Genomic DNA, 17427 nt, shown 5'->3' on the forward strand with positions numbered 1-17427 from the left:
CTCTAGGCGTGAGTTTCCTGGCTGCTTTCAGTAGCCAGGCGTTGTTTGACGCATCGGCGTCGCGTTGTGTTGCCCTTGCCCGACAATCGGCCGGAAAAAGGTTCTAAAGTTGAAGGAGAGCCGCGAAAGAGAGATTCGTCCAGGGCGTCCAGAATATTGGACGACGATGACGACTGATCCGCCGGGAGAGACATCAGCATGGGCAAGCGCCTGGCGGCCCTCATCGTGGCCGGGGAGCGGGTGTCATCAGTGATGCGATGAGCGTTGCGACAAGCATGCCAACCGATCTGCTGGAACCGTTGGTGAGGCCGTTGGTACGGCAGGCGAGACATGAAGCACCCCGGTATTATTGCTGTTATGGGTTTGAATCGAGCTTAGCCTTGTTCATTTTTTTACACAACACCCCCGTAAAAAATACAACACGGCCCGCTCAAGCTTGCGGGCGGCAAGTCCCTCAAAGGGAAAAAAACGCCCCAAACTGCCTCAAAAAAGCCCCCCAGGTGCTTTTTTAGGGCAAAAAAGGCCCTGCTTGACTTCGGCATGCCGTTCGGGTTGACTGGCTTTCGAAGAGATCAATGATTGATATTTTTAACAACAAAGGTGTTGCATCATGTCGGTACCCCCGCGTGCCGTTCAGCTTAACGAAGCGAACGCGTTCCTTAAGGAACATCCTGAGGTTCTGTACGTTGACCTTCTGATTGCGGATATGAATGGTGTGGTGCGCGGCAAGCGCATCGAACGCACCAGCCTCCACAAGGTTTACGAGAAAGGCATCAACCTGCCGGCCTCCCTGTTTGCCCTGGATATCAATGGCTCGACGGTGGAAAGCACCGGCCTGGGCCTGGACATCGGCGACGCCGATCGGATCTGCTATCCAATCCCTGGCACCCTTTCCAACGAACCCTGGCAGAAGCGCCCTACCGCGCAACTGCTGATGACCATGCACGAACTGGAAGGCGAGCCTTTCTTCGCCGACCCTCGCGAAGTCCTGCGCCAGGTCGTGACCAAGTTCGACGAACTGGGCCTGACCATCTGCGCGGCATTCGAGCTGGAGTTCTACCTGATCGACCAGGAGAACGTGAACGGTCGTCCACAGCCGCCCCGCTCGCCGATCTCCGGTAAACGCCCGCACTCGACCCAGGTCTACCTGATCGACGACCTGGACGAATACGTCGACTGTCTCCAGGACATCCTGGAAGGCGCCAAGGAGCAAGGCATTCCCGCCGACGCCATCGTCAAGGAAAGTGCCCCGGCGCAGTTCGAAGTGAACCTGCACCACGTGGCCGACCCGATCAAGGCTTGCGACTATGCGGTACTACTCAAGCGCCTGATCAAGAACATCGCCTACGACCATGAAATGGACACCACCTTCATGGCCAAGCCGTATCCCGGCCAGGCAGGCAATGGTCTGCACGTTCACATTTCGATTCTGGACAAGGATGGCAGGAATATCTTTGCCAGCGAGGATCCCGAGCAGAACGCCGCGCTGCGCCACGCGATCGGCGGTGTGCTCGAGACCCTGCCTGCGCAAATGGCGTTTCTCTGCCCGAACGTGAACTCTTACCGTCGTTTCGGCGCACAGTTCTATGTGCCGAACTCGCCGACCTGGGGCCTGGACAACCGTACCGTGGCCCTGCGCGTACCCACCGGTTCCGCCGATGCCGTGCGCCTGGAGCACCGCGTGGCCGGCGCCGATGCCAACCCGTACCTGCTGATGGCCGCCGTACTGGCGGGCGTGCATCATGGCCTGGTCAACAAGATCGAGCCGGGCGCACCGGTGGAAGGCAACAGCTACGAGCAGAACGAGCAGAGCCTGCCGAACAACTTGCGCGATGCCCTGCGCGAGCTGGACGACAGCGAAGTCATGGCCAAGTACATCGATCCGAAGTACATCGATATCTTCGTGGCCTGCAAGGAAAGCGAGCTGGAGGAGTTCGAACACTCCATCTCCGATCTTGAGTACAACTGGTACCTGCATACCGTTTAAGCGGTTGCAGTAAAGAGAACGCCGCAGGCCTTAGCGGGCTGCGGCGTTTTTTATGGCCGCCTTCGGCGGATCGCGAGCAAGCTCGCTCCCACAGAATATTGAGTGCCCCCAATTTTGTGGCCTCCCCGCAGATCCCATGTGGGAGCGAGCCTGCTCGCGATGGCGGCCGGGCAGACAACCTACCTCCCGGCTCGTACAATGCGCGCAATCCCGCAGGAGCCATCCATGACACGCACCGCCACGCCTCGCAAACCCCGCGCACGCAGCCAGGCCCGGATCGACTCGATCCTTGATGCCGCCCGCACGCTGCTGGCGGCCGAAGGCGTGGCCAGCCTGTCGATCTACAGCGTGGCCGAGCGCGCCGAGATCCCGCCCTCCTCCGTGTATCACTTTTTCGCCAGCGTGCCTGCGCTGCTCGAAGCGCTCACCGCCGACGTCCACGCCGCCTTCCGCGCCTGCCTCCAGGCACCGATCGATCATGACGCGCTGCATCATTGGCACGACCTGTCACGACTGGTGGAACAACGCATGCTGACGATCTACGACCAGGACGCCGCCGCACGCCAGTTGATTCTGGCCCAGCATGGCCTGACCGAAGTCACCCAGGCCGACCGCCAGCACGATCTTGAGCTCAGTGACTTGATGCACAAAGTCTTCGCCCGACATTTCGAACTGCCGCCACTGCCCACCGACGTCGACGTCTTCGCCCTCGCAATGGAGCTCGGCGACCGGGTCTATGCCCGCTCGGTGCAACAACACGGCCAAATCACCCCACGCCTGGCCGAAGAAGGCATGCGGGTGTTCGATGCCTACCTGGGGTTGTACCTGCCGCCGTATTTGCCCAAGCGCGAAGCGGTCTGATCCTCAGCCTTTCATACGTATAGCGCCCATCGCGCTTAGAGCGAGGTCCAGTTCAGCGCCATCCAGGTGGCGACCGTAATGGGCGCCAAGCTCACCTTCCCAACCCATTACTTCGTCCAAGAGGCTGGCTGCCTGCTCAGGCATCAAAGCAAAGTGCATACAGTGGCTGAGCAGATTTTCCCGGGTGATGACTCGTCCGTGCCGACCGACCGCCATCGAAAGATAAGGCGGCGAAGAACCATCGAGTCCTGGCACTACGTCGTACATCGGCGCCAACCGCCATCGCCCTTTGAGCCAAAGGATTGCATGATTTTTTGGGTGATCATCGTCATTGCCAACCAAAGCGTTAAAACACATGCGCTTGAATAGTTCACGCAGGTCGTCATCCGGTACTCCGCGTCGCTTCATTTCATTGGCAAGGCCAGCATAAACCCAGGCGCTTCGATCATTGGATTGCCAATCGGCATCCAGCAATGTCAGCCCACTCAACATCGGTATACGGCGTCCGGCTTCGGCGATCGGAAAACGGTCGAATCGTTTGACCAGCAATGTCGAGGGTGTACCGGCGTATAACGCAGTTTTCGCGACATTCAGCCCCTTGAGCGCCGCAAACGTCATGCAGGCATGCTCCATGGCCGGAACATCACAGGTGTCATAGCGATCCCGGGGTTTGGCCAGGATGAACACACCCTCATCCTGCAACGTTCGCTTCGGTCTTGCGCCCCCCAGAGAGGAGCGTTGCTTACGCAGCTGGAGGGTCCTGATCGCCTCATCATCTAGCTGGTTATCGAAGATGGCATCCGTCGCCTCGATAAATGCAGCGAGGCCTTTCAAGGAAGGCAACGCCTCCTGGCCGACACCATGGGGTGGATGACGAGTTGCGCCAGCCATCAGGTTGCCCGCGCGATCGTTGTTCGGCGACTTGAGTAAATACTCGACCGGGTTTAGATCCGTTCGATGAAGGTCCCGCAAAACGCGTTCCCCCCAACCATCAGGCATTGCATCGTTGATGAAACCGGGTACGCCACGGTTAGTGGTGATGCCAGCAAAGGGCTGGGCACGAAGTGGATAACGGATCGGGTCGGGTACCCAGGTATGGCCGGCGACATAGTCGGGGTCGTAAATAAACTCTCCCTGACCATTGTCGATGCTCAACCGGCCCAGTGTATGAACCTCTCCAGTTTCGGGATTTTCCACATAGATGTATGCCCTGGGCATCAGAAGTCCCCTTTGGCACCGGCCAGCCGCACGCGGGCTTTGCGGGGTGCTTGAACGGACGCAAGGGATGAAGCTTCGATCTGCTGGCGGCTCTGAAACACTTCCTGAGTCAACCCCAATTGCCACAGCACTAGCATGAATGAGCGCAGTTCCACGGACGGGTCACCGGCCTCGATCTTGCGTACCGTCCTTTCCGAAATGGTCAGTGACGCGGCGAGATCTTTCTGTCGCTGTCGATTTTGCAGGCGTCGGCTTTTCACCAGCGCCCCAATGGCGTGAAGGCTGTCGGCACACTCGATGGGGAAAAACTCGTTCATAAACGGCGCTCAAAAGCTGCTAAGGCATTCTAAAGCGAACTATAGCACCGCTTAAATTCAATAAACGTTAAAAATTTTCAGGATCAGCATCCTTATAAGTCTCTTTAAACCTTATAAAACGCTTTTAAATGCCGCTGAAGGACGTTCCCACGCTCTGCGTGGGAACGAGCCCCAAAAGGCCAACGCCATTCGGGGCATCGGCTGGAGCAGCGCTCACAACTTGGCGATCGACACCTCCGTGGATTTGACGAAAGCGATTACTTCGCTGCCGATCGCCAGTTCCAGCTCCTTGACCGAACGGGTGGTGATGACCGAAGTGACGATGCCGGAGGCGGTCTGAACGTCGATTTCCGATAGTACGTCACCTTCGACGATTTCCTTGATGATGCCTTTGAACTGGTTGCGCACGTTGATGGCTTTGATGGTCATACGATTTCTCCTGGGTCGAAATGAGCTGCGAGCTGCAAGCTGCAAGTAAAAGCACGCGCCTCTTCTTGTAGCTTGCCGCTTGAAGCTGCTTTATTGCGCCCAGCGCAATTGCGTGGGCAAGGGTGAAACAGGTTCGGGTTCCGGCGGTTGGCCAGGTAGGGACAGCACGCGGTTGAGGACTTCGGTCTCCAGGGTCGCCAGGCGATGGGAACCGCGAATCCGCGGGCGTGGCAGATCGATGGGCAGGTCGAGACCGATCCGGCCGTCTTCGATCAGGATCACCCGGTCGGCGATGGCCACCGCTTCGCTGACGTCGTGGGTGACCAGCAGCACGGTAAAGCCGTGTTGCTGCCACAGGCGTTCGATCAGTTGCTGCATTTCAATACGGGTCAGGGCGTCGAGCGCGCCCAAGGGTTCGTCGAGCAACAACAGGCGCGGCCGATGAATCAACGCGCGGGCCAGGGCCACCCGCTGTTTCTGGCCGCCGGACAACGCCGCCGGCCACTCATCGGCGCGGTCGGCCAGGCCTACGGCGTCCAGCGCCTGCAATGCCTGGGCTCGCCAGTTGCCTTTGAGCCCCAGGCCGACGTTGTCGATGATTTTCTTCCAGGGCAACAGGCGCGCCTCCTGGAACATCAGGCGGGTGTCCTTTTGCGCGGCGTTCAAAGGCGCGGAGCCTGCCAGCAATTGACCATCCGAGGGTTGATCGAGACCAGCCAGCAAGCGCAGCAAGGTGCTTTTGCCGCAACCGCTACGACCGACCACGGCCACGAACTGTCCGGCCGGGATGTGCAGGTCGATATCCCGCAACACCTGGCGTGAACCGAAGGTTTTCTGCAGTTTGCGCACCGCCAGCGGAATGCCTTGCAGCAGGCGCGGGGGTTGTTGGGCGGTCATGCGACACCTCCCTTGTTGACCTGATACGCCGGATGCCAGCGCAGCCACACCCGCTCAAGTCCACGAGCGGCAAGGTCGGCCAGCTTGCCAAGCACGGCGTACAGCAGAATCGCCAGCACCACCACGTCGGTCTGTAGGAACTCCCGGGCATTCATCGCCAGGTAGCCAATGCCGGAGCTGGCGGAGATGGTTTCCGCAACGATCAGCGTCAACCACATGAAACCCAGCGCAAACCGTACCCCCACCAGGATCGAAGGCAACGCGCCCGGCAGGATCACCTGGCGAAACAGGCTGAAGCCGGACAAACCGTAACTGCGGGACATTTCCACCAGCGTCGGATCGACATTGCGGATGCCGTGGTAAGTGTTGAGGTAGATCGGAAACAGCGTGCCAAGCGCCACCAGGAAAATCTTCGCCGACTCATCGATGCCGAACCACAGGATCACCAGCGGAATCAATGCCAGGTGCGGCACGTTGCGCACCATCTGCACCGAACTGTCCAGCAGACGCTCGCCCCATTTCGACAGACCGGTGATGAAGCCCAGCACCAACCCGATACTCCCGCCGAGCAGAAAACCGACCGTTGCCCGCCACCCGCTGATTGCCAGGTGGGTCCAGATTTCACCGCTGCGCACCAGATTGACCCCGGCCTCGATCACGGCCACCGGGGCGGGCAGGATCCGCGTGGACAACCAGCCCGCCGAAACCGCCAGTTGCCACACCGCCAGCAACAGTAGCGGCAGTGCCCAGGGTGTCAGGTTGTGGATAAATTTCTTCATGGCCGCCTCAGCTCTGGGATGCGGCTTTGGGGAGAATGTCATTGGCGACCATCTCCCCGAATGGGCTGACATAGCCCTGGCCCTTCGGCAGCTCCGGGCGCTCAACGTCCAGGTGCGGGAACAACAGCTCCGCCACGCGGTACGACTCTTCGAGATGTGGATAACCGGAAAAAATAAAGGTGTCGATCCCCAGTTCGGCGTACTCCTTGACCCGCGCAGCCACCGTCGGGCCATCGCCCACCAGCGCCGTACCGGCACCACCACGCACCAGTCCGACACCGGCCCAGAGGTTGGGGCTGACTTCCAGCTTGTCACGCCGCCCCCCATGCAACGCGGCCATGCGTTGCTGGCCCACCGAATCGAAGCGCGCCAGGGAAGCCTGGGCGCGGGCGATGGTGTCGTCGTCCAGGTGGGAGATCAGCCGATTGGCGGCTTGCCAGGCTTCGGCATTGGTTTCACGCACGATCACATGTAAACGTATGCCGAAACGCACGGTACGGCCGAGCTTCGCGGCTTTGGCACGCACCTGTCGGATTTTTTCCGCCACGGCGGCGGGCGGCTCGCCCCAGGTCAGCACCATCTCCACCTGCTCGGCAGCGAGGTCCTGGGCCGCCTCAGACGAACCGCCGAAATACAGCGGCGGACGCGGTTGCTGGATGGGCGGATAGAGCAGCTTGGCCCCCTTCACACTAATGTGTTCGCCGTCGTAGTCGACGGTCTCGCCTTCCAGCACACGACGCCAGATGCGTGTGAATTCCACCGAAGCCTGATAACGCGCCTCATGATCCAGGAACAGGCCATCACCGGCCAGCTCTTCCGGATCACCACCGGTCACCAGGTTGAACAGTGCTCGGCCGCCGGACAACCGGTCCAGGGTCGCCGCCTGACGCGCCGCTACCGTCGGGGAAATGATCCCGGGACGCAGGGCAACGAGGAATTTCAAACGCTGGGTTACCGGAATCAACGATGCGGCCACCAGCCAGGAGTCCTCGCAGGAGCGTCCGGTGGGAATCAACACGCCGCCGAAACCCAGCCGATCCGCCGCCTGGGCAATCTGTTGCAGGTAACCGTGATCAACGGCACGGGCGCCTTCGACGGTGCCCAGATAATGGCCGTCGCCGTGAGTAGGCAGGAACCAGAAAATATTGAGGCTCATGGAGTGGTCTCCTAAGGAAATCGGATTACTGCGCGTTCGCAACGGCCGCCGGCGGCGTCCAGATCACGTCCCGGATGCTCAGGGGCTTGGGAATCAGCTTGAGTTGGTAGAAGGTGTCGGCAATCTTCTGCTGTGCCGCGACCACTTCCGGCGTGAGGAACAGGGCCCCGAACCCCTGGCGCTTCATCGACGTCAGGGTGATCGGCTCAGGCAGGCCGAGCAGTGGCGACACTTGTCGGGTCACGTCTTCGGGGTTGGCCTTGGACCATTCCCCCACCGCGCGAACTTCCTCCACCAGGGCGCTGATGACCTGGGGATTTTTCTGCGCATAGGTTCGGGTAGCGAGGTAGAACTGGTGGTTGTCGACGATACCTTTGCCATCGCGCAGGGTGCGCGCCTGCAGTTGTTGTTCGGCGGCAGCCTGGTATGGATCCCAGATCACCCAGGCGTCGACACTGCCCCGCTCGAACGCGGCACGGGCGTCGGCCGGCGGCAGGAATACGGTCTGGACCTCGTTATATGCGAGGCCGGCATCCTCCAGCGCTCGCACCAACAGGTAATGGACATTGGAGCCTTTGTTCAGCGCGACTTTCTTGCCCTTGAGGTCCTGTACCGACTGGATCGGCGAGTCCTTGGGCACCAGGATGGCCTCACTGTTAGGGGCCGGCGGTTCGTAGGCGACGTAGAGCAGATCGGCCCCGGCCGCCTGGGCGAACACCGGTGGGGTTTCTCCCGTGACACCAAAATCGATGGAGCCGACGTTCAGGCCTTCAAGCAATTGCGGGCCGCCCGGGAACTCGGTCCATTGCACGTCCACGCCTTGGGCGGCGAGGCGTTTTTCCAGCGTACCCTTGGCCTTGAGCAGGACCAGGGTGCCATATTTCTGATAACCGATCCGCAAGGTCTCGGCTTGAGCCTGGGTAATGACGCCGAAGGACACAGCCGCAGCAAACAGAGCGACCAGCCCGCGACGCAAAATGACAGAGCGCATGGCGCTTCTCCTTTTTGCTGTGGGGTTTGGCTGCACCTGCTGGGCCGTTGGCGGCTGAGTAAGGTGAGTTGAATCAGGGTATATCGGGGTTCAAATGCTCCAGCGAGCACTCAACAGGCGTTCGTTCAATAGGCTTGGCTCCAACGGCTTTGGGCGACGGGCCATGGCGCTGTAAAACTGTTCCAGCGCCTCATCCAGCCGTTGCTCCAGTGCCGGCACCAACTGTGCTTGGGCGCTGCCTTCGCCATAGGCGATCTGGCTGTCTTCGGCAAAGATTCCCTGGAGCAATTCCTGAGCCTTGAGCGCTGACAGCACCGGCTTGAGGGCATAATCCACCGCCAGCATGTGGGCAATACTGCCGCCAGTCGCCATGGGCAGCACCACCTTATGGCTCAAGGCCCGCTCGGGCAGCAGATCCAACACGGTCTTCAACGCGCCGGAAAAAGATGCCTTGTAGACAGGTGTGGCGATCAGCAGCCCGTCGGCATTCTCGATCTGTTGGAGCAGATCGATGATCTTCGGGCTGTCGAAGCGGGCATGGAGCAGATCTTCGGCCGGAAAATCGCGCACCCGATAGCTCACCACTTCCACACCGTGCTGTTGCAACCAGCGCTGCGAGCGCTCCAGCAGTACCCCGGAGCGGGAACGCTGGCTGGGACTGCCACCGAGTGAGACGACCAACATACCTGCCATTCCTTTAACGTTCTGTGCGATTCGCTGTGGGCGATCTCGCTGGATGGGTCAAACCATAGCAGCGCCTTCATATATCCATAAATCATATTTATTCATTTAGTTATTCAATATAGAAATATGCGATCAACTTTCTTCAAGGCATGAAAAAAGGCCGTCGAAACGGCCGGAATCCCTTTGGACACGGCTTCCCTTTGTGGGAGTGGGCTTGCTCGCGAAGGCGGTGTATCGGACGACATTGGTTAACCTGAAACGCCGCCTTCGCGAGCAAGCCCGCTCCCACAGAAAAGAGTATTTTGGCTGACCTTGCGTCAGCGATTGGGCTGTGGAGTCAGGCGCAAGTACGGCTTCACTGCGCGATAACCCCTGGGGAAACGCTGCTTGAGCTCTTCCTCATCCTTGAGCGATGGCACGATCACCACTTCATCACCGTCCTGCCAGTTGGCGGGCGTGGCGACCTTGTGGTTGTCGGTCAGTTGCAAGGAGTCGATCACCCGCAGGATTTCGTTGAAATTGCGTCCGGTGCTGGCCGGATAGGTAATGGTGAGGCGAATCTTCTTGTTCGGGTCGATCACGAACAGTGAACGCACGGTCAATGTGTCGCTGGCATTGGGGTGGACCAGGTCGTACAGGTCCGACACCTTGCGATCGGCGTCAGCCAGAATCGGGAAGTTGACGACGGTATTCTGGGTTTCGTTGATGTCCTCGATCCATTTGTGGTGCGAGTCCACCGGATCGACCGAGAGGGCAATGGCCTTGACGCCGCGCTTGGCGAATTCATCCTTGAGCTTGGCGGTGAGGCCCAGCTCAGTGGTGCAGACCGGCGTAAAGTCCGCCGGGTGAGAAAACAGCACGCCCCAGCTATTGCCGAGCCACTCGTGGAAGCGGATTCTGCCGGCGCTGGATTCCTGTTCGAAGTCGGGGGCGATGTCGCCCAGTCTGAGGCTCATGATGTGGCTCCTGGATGAGATCTTGTGGAGCCTGACTGTGCCTCGGTTCCGGCGGTTTTAAAAAGAATGAATATCGATCTCGCTAGATTTTTTGTGAATATAAAAAACTGTTCACTGGCCTGGACGTACTTAGGGGTCCAGGATTCTCGACGAGGTTTCGAGAAGGCCTCGAGTTGCTGTAAAGAGGAGAAGTTCGAGGAGGGCTACAGGGGTGGGCCTGACTCGAAACGTAAAGCCCCGCCCGGCGTTATCGGGCGGGGCTTTTTTGTTTTGTATTCACATTATGGAAATTATTGCCGCGATTTCAGGACGAACGGCTAGGATAGGCAGCCTGAACACTCAAGCCTTGCTGACGTATCTGCAAAGCCATCTGCCTGATTTATTGGCAGTGTACCTGTTCGGCAGCCATGCACAGGACCCGGAAAACGCAAAAGCCCCGTCCGGCGTGTGCCGGACGGGGCTTTTTTTCGGCTCTACGTCTTACATGAAGTTGTAAGTGTAGTTGAAGATCAGACGGGTCTGATCCTGGCTGTCGCCCACACCGCTGCTGCGGTAGGTACCCTGACGCAGGGTAGTGCCGAAGCCTTTCAATGCGCCTTGCTGGATCACGTAATCCACACGCATGTCGCGTTCCCACTCGGAGTAATCGCTTCCACCAGAGGCGGTTTTGACATCGTCGCCACGCAGGTAGGAAATCGATGCTTTCAGACCCGGAACGCCAGCCGAGGCGAAGTCATACGAGTACTGGCCGAACGTGGTGTTTTCACCGGCGCGGACAAAACCGTTGATCATGCTGTCGGTGAACAGGTAGAAGCTCGCACCGCCGGCCCCTTCAGGACGACCGTTGCTGTTAACCACGTTGCCCTGGTTCAGGTAGACGAAGCCGCCGTCATCACCGACTTGTTGGTGACCCAACAGGAAGGCGCTACCACCCAGGGTGTAGGTGAACATGGCGCTCCAGGTCTTGTTATCGACCTCGCCAGCGTGCTTGGCGTAGCCACCGTTGTTGTTGAAGCGGTAGCCGGCGTCGCCGTTACGGCCATCCGAACTGCTGTCGAAGTAACGCAGGTCAGTCTTGAACGATTGGCCTTCGCTGATCGGGAAAACGTGTACGGCACCCAGGAAGTGCTGTTTGTAGTAATCCTGCAGGTTGGCGTAGTAGTACTGCAGGGTCAGGTCTTTGGTGACCTTCCAGTCAGCACCGCCAAAACGGAACTGGTTGCTGTCCTCGGTGCCGCCCGCTACTGCCAGGCCAGTGCTGTTGCTCGATGCACGACCTGTGGCGTGTTCCAACTGACCAGCGTTGAAAGTGACATTGTCGATTTCCTTGGAGGTGATGGTGCCACCTTCAAAGGTCTGCGGCAGCAGACGGCTGTCGTTGGCGACCAGGATTGGCAGGTTCGGTGCCAATGCACCACCTACGTGAGCCTCGGTCTTGGAGAACAGCGCCTTGACGTTGCCCGACAAACGGCTCCAGTCATGTACCGCCGCACCATCGGTATCGCTTGGCATATAGGAACCGTTGTTACGGCCCCTGCCTCCATCGAGACGAATACCCACCAGCGCCTGGGCATCGATACCGAAACCCACGACACCTTGCGTGAAGCCAGACTTGTAGTCGAATTTGAGGCCGGTGCCTGTTTCGCGCAGGTCCTCGCTGCCCGTTTCATGGTTATCGTTATTGAAGTAAAGCGTACGAGAACTGACCGACGCCTTGCTGTCTTCGATAAAACCGGCGGCGCCTGCCTGCTGCGCCAGAACCCCAACGGCCACAGCCAGGGCCAAGGTGGACTTGTTCATGCTTCGCTCCTCTCGTTTTCTAATTCTTGTGTTTCTTTGGTTCCGGATCGAACGTCCGGAATCCGCGGATGCGCGATTAGCGCCAGACCGTGACCGACAAGTCAATCGTAACCATTTATGACTACGACCAAGGTCTAACCCCACGACACCGGGCGGAAGAATAATGGATTATTTATAATTCCAAAAAGAATTGTTTCATAAGTTTTCAGTCGATTTGGACATATGGGTGCCATCACGCTTTTTCACGGCAGACCTGACATATCGGCCAGCCTGGGAATTTACTGAATGGGTATTTTTATGCACTTTTTCAGGGCAAAAAATTTAGACATCGGGGCTCGTCGTACAAGCCTCGATCTCTCTACCTCAATGCGTCCGGAGCAGCATAGACCATAATCGTGAAGGTTTTGAGACAGACACTTCATTGTCTGAAATCAAAAAGAGTGCGCCCCATTGCACAGCAATGGGGCGCACAGGATTACCGGAACCTACAGGGCTTTCTCGAAGATCTTCGAGTTACGCTGATAGTTGTACAACGACGCCCGGGCAGCCGGCAGACGTTCAACGCTGCTGGGCTCGAAGCCGCGCTCGCGGAACCAGTGGGCGGTACGGGTGGTGAGCACGAACAGGGTTTTGAGCCCTTTGGCGCGGGCACGGGTCTCGATCCGCTCCAGCAGCTCGTCACCCCGGCCACCGTGGCGGTATTCCGGGTTCACCGCCAGGCAGGCCAGCTCCCCGGCGTCCGAATCGGCAATCTGGTACAGCGCCGCGCAAGCGATGATCATGCCCTCGCGCTCGACCACGCTGAATTGCTCGATTTCCCGCTCCAGCACTTCGCGGGAGCGACGCACCAGGATGCCCTGCTCTTCCAGCGGGCTGATCAGGTCCAGCAAGCCACCGACGTCTTCGATGGCCGCTTCGCGTACCACTTCGAATTGTTCCTGGGCGACCAAAGTACCGCTGCCATCCCGGGTGAACAGCTCGGCCAGCAGCGCACCATCTTCGGCGTAGCTGACAATATGACTGCGAGCCACGCCGCCCCGGCAAGCCTGGGCGGCAGCATCCAACAGTTCGGCCTGATAGTCGCTGCCCAGACGCTGCATATGGGCCGGCACCTGCTGTGGGCGCAACTCGCGCACCAGACGCCCGTCCTCGCCGATCAAGCCCTGCTCGGCACCGAACAACAGCAGTTTGTCGGCCGCCAGGTCGATGGCGGCCCGGGTGGCGACATCCTCACAGGCGAGGTTGAAGATTTCTCCGGTTGGCGAATAGCCCAACGGTGACAGGAGGACAATGGAGCGCTCGTCCAGCAAGCGGTTGATACCCTTGCGGTCGACCCGGCGCACTTCGCCGGTGTGGTGATAGTCCACGCCTTCCAGCACGCCGATAGGCCTTGCGGTAACCAGGTTGCCGCTCGCAACCCGCAACCGCGAGCCCTGCATCGGTGAGGAAGCCATGTCCATCGACAGGCGCGCCTCGATGGCAATGCGCAACTGGCCAACCGCATCGATCACGCATTCCAGGGTCGCGGCATCGGTGATGCGCATGCCGTGGTGATAATGCGGGGTCAGCCCTCGTGCGGCGAGACGGGTTTCGATCTGCGGGCGTGAACCATGGACCAGCACCAGCCGCACACCGAGACTGTGCAGCAGCACCAGGTCATGGACGATGTTGCCGAAATTTGGGTGTTCCACCCCGTCGCCGGGCAGCATGACGATGAAGGTGCAGTCGCGGTGGGCATTGATATAGGGCGAAGCGTGACGAAGCCAATTGACGTATTCGGGCATGAACCTGGACCTGTAATAAATAACAGCCGAAAAAAGACGAAACGGAACGCACAGCAGGCTGATGGTTATCGTCGGAACAGGCTTGGCGACACGCGCGCTCTCCTCTTGAACATGGGCCCGGATAAGGGCGATCTAGTAGCCGGCGGTGGCCGGTGTCAGGCAATAGTGTTCGATCAACTGCCGTAACAATTGCACGGTAGGTTGCAGACGTGACATTTCAAGGTGCTCGCCCGGCTGGTGGGCGCAGGCGATATCGCCAGGGCCCAGTACCAGGGTTTCGCAACCAAGGCGCTGAAGATAAGGCGCTTCGGTGCCGAATGCCACTGCTTCGGCACGGTGGCCGGTGAGTCGCTCGGCCACGCGGACCAGTTCGGCGTCCTCCGGCTGCTCGAATGGCGGTACCTCGGGGAACAGCGGCGCATAGTCGATCCTGACCTTGTGCCGCTCGGCGATGGGGTTGAGCTTCTGCTGGATCGCCGCCCGCAACACCTGCGGATCCATGCCCGGCAAGGGACGCAGGTCGAACTCCATGGAGCATTGGCCGCAGATCCGGTTGGGATTGTCGCCACCGTGGATGCAACCGAAGTTCAGGGTCGGTTGCGGCACCGTGAACTGAGGGTTGCGGAACTCACGCTGCCATTGCAGGCGCAGGCCGCGCAGTTCGCCCATGGCGTCGTGCATGGCTTCGAGCGCGCTGTGGCCCAGGCAGGGGTCCGAGGAATGGCCGCTGCGCCCGAGAATGTCGATGCGTTCCATCATCACGCCTTTGTGCAGGCGAATCGGCCGCAGGCCGGTCGGCTCACCGATGACGGCAGCGCGCCCCAAGGGACGTCCGGCCTCGGCCAGCGCACGGGCACCGGCCATGGAGCTTTCCTCGTCGCAAGTGGCGAGGATCAGCAACGGCTGCTTGAACGGCTGGTCCAGCAGTGGCTTGAGCGCTTCGATGGCCAGGGCGAAAAAGCCTTTCATGTCGCAACTGCCCAGCCCGACCCAGCGCCCATCGACTTCGGTGAGCTTCAGCGGATCGGTCTGCCACAGTGCACCGTCGAACGGCACCGTGTCGCTGTGCCCGGCCAGCACCAGGCCACCGGGGCCGCTGCCGAAGCTCGCCAGCAGGTTGAATTTGCCGGGGCTGACCTGCTGGATATCACAGGAAAACCCGAGGTCGCCAAGCCAGCCCGCCAGCAGTTCGATCACGGTGCTGTTGGACTGGTCCAGCGCAGGCTGCGTGCAACTGACCGAAGGCGCGGCGATCAGGGCAGCGAACTGATCTTTCATGGACGGCAAAGGCATCGCTGGCTCCGGACTCACAAATTGACAACCATCATAGAACCATCCGGTGCTGGTGTCCTGTATCACAAATACTGCTCTTTTCTAACGGTGTCTGTTGCCGTCATGCTGCGTTACCGCTCCTCGCCATAGCAGGCTATGACTCGTCGCGGCGCCTTGCCTGACGACAACAACCTCTCGTCAAAAAAGGAGCGTATTTGCGAAACAGGACACCAGGAATAAACCGCCGCGGCGCGTAGGACGGAGGACTCCTGTACACTGCACGGCCTTGGCAGCCACACCTTCCCCCGGCTGCGCACCCGATCCCTGGATTTTCCGGCCATGCAGAAAGAAACCGAAATCAAACTCCGCGTCAGCCGCGAGACCCTGGCAGCCTTGCGCGAGCATCCGCTGCTGAAAAAACGCAACAAAGGCGGCTGGGAACGCCGAGAGCTGATGAACCAGTATTTCGACACGCCCGAGCGTGACCTGGCCCGGGCCAAGGTCGCCCTGCGCCTGCGCCGCGATGGCGAAGAGGTGATCCAGACCCTCAAGACCCGTGGCCAGAGCATCGCCGGCCTGTCCGAGCGCAACGAATATGACTGGCACCTGCCCAAAGCCAAGCTCGACCTGAAGAAACTCGACGGTGAATGCTGGCCCGAGGCCTTGGCCGAACTGGACAAGAAAACCCTCAAGGCCATCTTCACCACCGATTTCGTCCGCGAGCGCGCCGAAATCGCCTGGGGCCGTGGCAAAAGCAAAGTGGTCATCGAAGCCGCGCTGGACCTGGGCCATGTCGTGGTCGGCAAGCAGAAAGAAGAAATCTGCGAGCTGGAGCTGGAGCTGCGCGAAGGCGAACCCGCCGCGCTGCTGGAACTGGCCGCCGAACTGGCCGCGACCCTGCCCTTGATGCCCTGCGATATCAGCAAGGCCGAACGTGGCTACCGCCTGCACGATGCAAGCAGCTACGCCCTGAGCCTGCCCACCCCGCAATTGACCGCCGAGATGCCACTGGACGACGCCTTCGCCGCGCTGAGCTGGCATTTGCTGGCGAGCAGCCAGCGCCTGGCCGAACAATATCGCTTCAATGGCCATTGGCGCCTGCTGTTGGATTGGGTGGAAAACCTCGCCGAACTGCGGGCCTTGCTCAGCAGCCTCGGCCAGGCGGCACCGCGTCAATCGACCCACGACTTGCGCGCTGCCTTGGACGCCCTGCTGGAAGACTGGCGTCCACTGGTCCAGGCCGGCCTGGACGACGAAGATGTGCGCAAGGCCGCTCCGGAGCAGTTTCTTGAAGAACTGCAGGACCCACGCTGGGGTCTGTTTTCCCTGAACGCTTCGCGCTGGCTGCTGGCTCGCAGCTGGACGACCGAGCGCAACACCCGCGGCAACCGCCAGGGCGCGGCGCAACTCAATAGTTGGCTGCCACGGCTGCTGGGCGAGGAAGCCTCATCCCTGCAGTTACAACGCTACCAGCAGCAACCGGAAGACCTGGCCGAACAGCTGCCGCGCATCGAGCGCATCCAGGTCTGGCTGCACCATGCCCGTGCGGTGCTGGATATTCCGGAGATGGACCGTCTCTATGGCGAGCTGAACAAACTGGCACAACTGGCCAACGAGCCCATTACCGACGAAGCCCTGGATGCGCGCAAGCATCAGGCAATTGCGGTGTACCAGAATCGGGCCTGGAAGATGTTGTTGCGTCTGTAATGCCGCCATCGCGAGCCGGTTCGCTCCCACATCTTGATCGGGTTGGTCGCACATCCTGCGACACCCAAAATCCAGTGTGGGAGCGGGCTTGCTCGCGAAGAGGCCGGCACAGAATCAGCGCACCACCGGCAAACTCGTCGTGGACTTGATCTCTGAAAGCGCCACGATCGAGTTCACTTCCTGTATCCCCGGCACCAGTGACAGCCTCTCGAAAAAGAATCGCTCATAGGCCTCGATGTCTGCCGTAACGATGCGCAGCAGGAAATCCACCGACCCCATCAGCACATAACATTCCAGGACTTCGGGAAAACCGCGAATCGCCTCGGTGAATTCGGTGAAGTTCGAACGACCGTGGGCGTTGAGTTTGATTTCGGCGAAGATCTGCGTATTGAGTCCGATTTTCTTGCGATCGAGCAACGTCACCTGACCGCGAATGATCCCCTCCTCCTTCATCCGCTGGATCCGTCGCCAGCACGGCGACTGGGACAGACCGACCTGTTCGGCGATCTGTGCGCTGGACAACGAAGCGTCCTCTTGAAGCAACGCCAGTATCCTGCGGTCGTAGCCATCCAGTTCGCTATGCATAAAT

The 17427-nt window shown here is 59.8% G+C and carries 16 protein-coding genes and 1 pseudogene; 4 read left to right on the plus strand and 13 right to left on the minus strand.

Annotated features, from left to right (window positions below):
* The first annotated feature begins 610 nt into the window (after nucleotides 1–610).
* The gene (locus FBY02_RS09815; protein WP_144926625.1) at nucleotides 611–1987 is read left to right on the plus strand and encodes a glutamine synthetase family protein; all 1377 of its coding nucleotides are present in this window, start codon (nucleotides 611–613) and stop codon (nucleotides 1985–1987) included.
* Between the two features lie 225 nt (nucleotides 1988–2212).
* Nucleotides 2213–2848, plus strand: coding sequence for a TetR/AcrR family transcriptional regulator (locus FBY02_RS09820; RefSeq protein ID WP_144926628.1), 636 nt, complete (start codon nucleotides 2213–2215; stop codon nucleotides 2846–2848).
* Nucleotides 2849–2851: 3 nt separating this feature from the next.
* On the opposite strand, the gene FBY02_RS09825 is transcribed toward FBY02_RS09820, so the two are convergent.
* The 9 genes from FBY02_RS09825 to FBY02_RS09865 form a co-directional block, all read right to left on the minus strand.
* Nucleotides 2852–4066, minus strand: coding sequence for a type II toxin-antitoxin system HipA family toxin (locus FBY02_RS09825; protein ID WP_144926631.1), 1215 nt, complete (start codon nucleotides 4064–4066; stop codon nucleotides 2852–2854).
* The gene (locus FBY02_RS09830; RefSeq protein ID WP_256662506.1) at nucleotides 4066–4383 is read right to left on the minus strand and encodes a transcriptional regulator; all 318 of its coding nucleotides are present in this window, start codon (nucleotides 4381–4383) and stop codon (nucleotides 4066–4068) included. The genes FBY02_RS09825 and FBY02_RS09830 overlap by 1 nt, the downstream gene beginning before the upstream one ends.
* 213 nt (nucleotides 4384–4596) lie before the next feature.
* Nucleotides 4597–4812: a molybdopterin-binding protein gene (locus tag FBY02_RS09835; protein WP_024780485.1), complete on the minus strand. Its 216-nt coding sequence runs from the start codon at nucleotides 4810–4812 to the stop codon at nucleotides 4597–4599.
* Nucleotides 4813–4902: 90 nt separating this feature from the next.
* Nucleotides 4903–5709, minus strand: a complete 807-nt coding sequence (ssuB, locus tag FBY02_RS09840) for an aliphatic sulfonates ABC transporter ATP-binding protein (protein WP_144926634.1) — start codon at nucleotides 5707–5709, stop codon at nucleotides 4903–4905.
* Entirely contained in the window at nucleotides 5706–6488 is a 783-nt protein-coding gene (ssuC, locus tag FBY02_RS09845) for an aliphatic sulfonate ABC transporter permease SsuC (protein WP_144926636.1), read from the minus strand. Before ssuC ends, ssuB begins: the two co-directional genes overlap by 4 nt.
* A gap of 7 nt (nucleotides 6489–6495) precedes the next feature.
* Entirely contained in the window at nucleotides 6496–7644 is a 1149-nt protein-coding gene (gene ssuD / locus FBY02_RS09850) for an FMNH2-dependent alkanesulfonate monooxygenase (protein ID WP_144926639.1), read from the minus strand.
* 25 nt (nucleotides 7645–7669) lie between these two features.
* Nucleotides 7670–8635, minus strand: coding sequence for a sulfonate ABC transporter substrate-binding protein (locus FBY02_RS09855; RefSeq protein ID WP_144926642.1), 966 nt, complete (start codon nucleotides 8633–8635; stop codon nucleotides 7670–7672).
* 90 nt (nucleotides 8636–8725) lie between these two features.
* Nucleotides 8726–9319 (minus strand): NADPH-dependent FMN reductase, encoded by a 594-nt coding sequence (ssuE, locus tag FBY02_RS09860; RefSeq protein WP_144926645.1) that lies wholly within the window; start codon nucleotides 9317–9319, stop codon nucleotides 8726–8728.
* 317 nt (nucleotides 9320–9636) lie between these two features.
* The gene (locus FBY02_RS09865) at nucleotides 9637–10275 is read right to left on the minus strand and encodes a peroxiredoxin (protein ID WP_144926648.1); all 639 of its coding nucleotides are present in this window, start codon (nucleotides 10273–10275) and stop codon (nucleotides 9637–9639) included.
* Nucleotides 10276–10606: 331 nt separating this feature from the next.
* Here FBY02_RS09865 and FBY02_RS28580 point away from each other — a divergent pair.
* A pseudogene (locus FBY02_RS28580) lies at nucleotides 10607–10690 on the plus strand (nucleotidyltransferase domain-containing protein); the annotation flags it as partial.
* A 65-nt stretch (nucleotides 10691–10755) separates the two neighbouring features.
* On the opposite strand, the gene FBY02_RS09875 reads toward FBY02_RS28580, so the two are convergent.
* The 3 genes from FBY02_RS09875 to argE all read right to left on the minus strand — a co-directional run bounded on the left by FBY02_RS09875 (nucleotide 10756) and on the right by argE (nucleotide 15152).
* Nucleotides 10756–12075 (minus strand): OprD family porin, encoded by a 1320-nt coding sequence (locus FBY02_RS09875; protein ID WP_144926651.1) that lies wholly within the window; start codon nucleotides 12073–12075, stop codon nucleotides 10756–10758.
* 485 nt (nucleotides 12076–12560) lie between these two features.
* On the minus strand, nucleotides 12561–13859 hold the full coding sequence (argA, locus tag FBY02_RS09880) for an amino-acid N-acetyltransferase (RefSeq protein WP_041024457.1): 1299 nt from the start codon (nucleotides 13857–13859) through the stop codon (nucleotides 12561–12563).
* Between the two features lie 132 nt (nucleotides 13860–13991).
* The gene (argE, locus tag FBY02_RS09885; protein ID WP_144926654.1) at nucleotides 13992–15152 is read right to left on the minus strand and encodes an acetylornithine deacetylase; all 1161 of its coding nucleotides are present in this window, start codon (nucleotides 15150–15152) and stop codon (nucleotides 13992–13994) included.
* Between the two features lie 318 nt (nucleotides 15153–15470).
* Here argE and FBY02_RS09890 point away from each other — a divergent pair, with 318 nt between their 5' ends.
* Complete coding sequence (locus FBY02_RS09890) at nucleotides 15471–16838, plus strand: inorganic triphosphatase (RefSeq protein WP_144926656.1); 1368 nt, start codon at nucleotides 15471–15473, stop codon at nucleotides 16836–16838.
* 114 nt (nucleotides 16839–16952) lie between these two features.
* Here the strand turns inward: FBY02_RS09890 and FBY02_RS09895 are convergent, their stop codons facing one another.
* Nucleotides 16953–17423 carry an Lrp/AsnC family transcriptional regulator gene (locus tag FBY02_RS09895; RefSeq protein WP_144926659.1) on the minus strand — a complete coding sequence of 157 codons (471 nt, stop codon included), beginning with the start codon at nucleotides 17421–17423 and terminating at the stop codon, nucleotides 16953–16955.
* Nucleotides 17424–17427 lie beyond the last annotated feature (4 nt).

It is taken from the genome of Pseudomonas sp. SJZ078, assembly GCF_007828255.1.
In the GTDB taxonomy this organism is placed as follows: domain Bacteria; phylum Pseudomonadota; class Gammaproteobacteria; order Pseudomonadales; family Pseudomonadaceae; genus Aquipseudomonas.

Coding starts and splice junctions, on each gene's coding strand:
- ssuE (WP_144926645.1), bottom strand. CDS start 9,319: ATGTTGGTCGTCTCACTCGGTGGCAGTCCCAGCCAGCGTTCCCGCTCC.
- FBY02_RS09855 (WP_144926642.1), bottom strand. CDS start 8,635: ATGCGCTCTGTCATTTTGCGTCGCGGGCTGGTCGCTCTGTTTGCTGCG.
- FBY02_RS09815 (WP_144926625.1), top strand. CDS start 611: ATGTCGGTACCCCCGCGTGCCGTTCAGCTTAACGAAGCGAACGCGTTC.
- ssuC (WP_144926636.1), bottom strand. CDS start 6,488: ATGAAGAAATTTATCCACAACCTGACACCCTGGGCACTGCCGCTACTG.
- FBY02_RS09865 (WP_144926648.1), bottom strand. CDS start 10,275: ATGAGCCTCAGACTGGGCGACATCGCCCCCGACTTCGAACAGGAATCC.
- FBY02_RS09830 (WP_256662506.1), bottom strand. CDS start 4,383: ATGAACGAGTTTTTCCCCATCGAGTGTGCCGACAGCCTTCACGCCATT.
- argA (WP_041024457.1), bottom strand. CDS start 13,859: ATGCCCGAATACGTCAATTGGCTTCGTCACGCTTCGCCCTATATCAAT.
- FBY02_RS09875 (WP_144926651.1), bottom strand. CDS start 12,075: ATGAACAAGTCCACCTTGGCCCTGGCTGTGGCCGTTGGGGTTCTGGCG.
- FBY02_RS09835 (WP_024780485.1), bottom strand. CDS start 4,812: ATGACCATCAAAGCCATCAACGTGCGCAACCAGTTCAAAGGCATCATC.
- argE (WP_144926654.1), bottom strand. CDS start 15,152: ATGCCTTTGCCGTCCATGAAAGATCAGTTCGCTGCCCTGATCGCCGCG.
- FBY02_RS09825 (WP_144926631.1), bottom strand. CDS start 4,066: ATGCCCAGGGCATACATCTATGTGGAAAATCCCGAAACTGGAGAGGTT.
- FBY02_RS09895 (WP_144926659.1), bottom strand. CDS start 17,423: ATGCATAGCGAACTGGATGGCTACGACCGCAGGATACTGGCGTTGCTT.
- FBY02_RS09820 (WP_144926628.1), top strand. CDS start 2,213: ATGACACGCACCGCCACGCCTCGCAAACCCCGCGCACGCAGCCAGGCC.
- FBY02_RS09890 (WP_144926656.1), top strand. CDS start 15,471: ATGCAGAAAGAAACCGAAATCAAACTCCGCGTCAGCCGCGAGACCCTG.
- ssuB (WP_144926634.1), bottom strand. CDS start 5,709: ATGACCGCCCAACAACCCCCGCGCCTGCTGCAAGGCATTCCGCTGGCG.
- ssuD (WP_144926639.1), bottom strand. CDS start 7,644: ATGAGCCTCAATATTTTCTGGTTCCTGCCTACTCACGGCGACGGCCAT.